This is a genomic window from Terrabacter sp. FW104-15G4B, from assembly GCF_058790095.1.
Genome location: NZ_JBYTCI010000067.1, coordinates 1 through 1159, shown reverse-complemented (window position 1 = coordinate 1159; position 1159 = coordinate 1). Strand labels below are relative to the sequence as shown.

Genomic DNA, 1159 nt, shown 5'->3' with positions numbered 1-1159 from the left:
GCCTTGGGGGCGGGCAGTCCTGGGTTACGGTGCGCCGACGCTCGCGCCCTGGCCGGACGCAATCTGCGCGATCGCGCGCCGCGATCCCGTGCCGGCGACTGGGTAGCCGTTGTGTCCGTGCGCCCTCGACCGGCAAGGACCTGGCCCCGAAGGAAGAAGACGTGGGGTCCGCAGCATGACCGAGGCCGTCGACGCGGGTGTGGGGGACGAGGCCGATCGGGGTCGTCGGGTGCGATGCCGGCCCACAGCGCCGCCGAGGTGTGCAGGGCGGCTCGGGACCAGACGTCCATCCCGGGGGAACCGACGACGAGGTTGGAGACGTGCAGCCGCGGCGCCGCATGCCCACAGACGACCGAGCCGTAGCTGTGGCAGACCATGCTGACACCCCCCGCGCAGTAGGATGGCGACGAAGGCGGCGAGCACGGGAGCGCCCTGGACGGCACGGTCGGGTCGGGCGGCGTCCGGGTCGAGGGTGGCGGGTGGGTCATAGCCGAGCCAGACCACCACTGCCACCGGCGTGCCCAGTCCCTCGGTCTGCGCGGCGACCCGGTGAGCAGGTCGCGAGCCAGGGCCGGTCCGGCGAGGCAGGTGCTTCACCCCCAGGGCTCAGGCGTGAACCTCACCGAGGTGACGCACGAAGGCGAGCCGGTCCAGGCTCACGTGCCGACAGCCGCAGACCCAGACCCCGGGTGGCACGACGATTCCGCGCACACGAGCGTCCTCACGTGCGCAGCGCAGGTGGTACGCGCGAACGGCGCGACGCAACAAGCCCGTCATCGGCTCACCTCGCTGGAAGAGGAGGAAGGTGTCACGAAGGCGCGCGAGCGGATGGTGCAGGGGCATGTCATGGCGAACTAGCCTAGGTCCGACGACCCGGCGAGGGCCAACCGAGCGCCCGGCCGTCCCGCACTGTGGGCGGACGGCGGCACCACCCGCGCGGCACACCTCTAGGGCTCGCGGCGCCACACCGTTCAGCACGAGACGGGGCAGGAGGCCCGACCACCGGTACCTCGGGTGCCGGTCGGGCCTCCTCCAGAGGACTCGATCAGCGGGCGCGCGCGGCGGGAGACATCGGCCAAGTGGGCACGACGGTCCGCTTGAAGGTCTCGTTCGTCACGCCGGCGAAGGAGGCGTACCAGGCCGCGAGAGCTGTCGCGAG

At 72.4% G+C, this 1159-nt stretch carries 2 protein-coding genes and 1 pseudogene; 1 reads left to right on the top strand and 2 read right to left on the bottom strand.

Annotation, left to right across the window (positions count from 1 at the left end):
• Positions 1 to 377: alpha/beta hydrolase (locus AC3WRT_RS20640; RefSeq protein ID WP_492725278.1), on the bottom strand; the 377-nt coding region annotated here is incomplete at its 3' end.
• 28 nt (positions 378 to 405) lie between these two features.
• Positions 406 to 597: pseudogene (locus AC3WRT_RS20635) on the bottom strand (alpha/beta hydrolase); the annotation flags it as partial.
• A gap of 15 nt (positions 598 to 612) precedes the next feature.
• Here AC3WRT_RS20635 and AC3WRT_RS20630 point away from each other — a divergent pair.
• On the top strand, positions 613 to 858 hold the full coding sequence (locus AC3WRT_RS20630) for a hypothetical protein (protein ID WP_492725276.1): 246 nt from the start codon (positions 613 to 615) through the stop codon (positions 856 to 858).
• The last annotated feature ends 301 nt before the right edge of the window (positions 859 to 1159 follow it).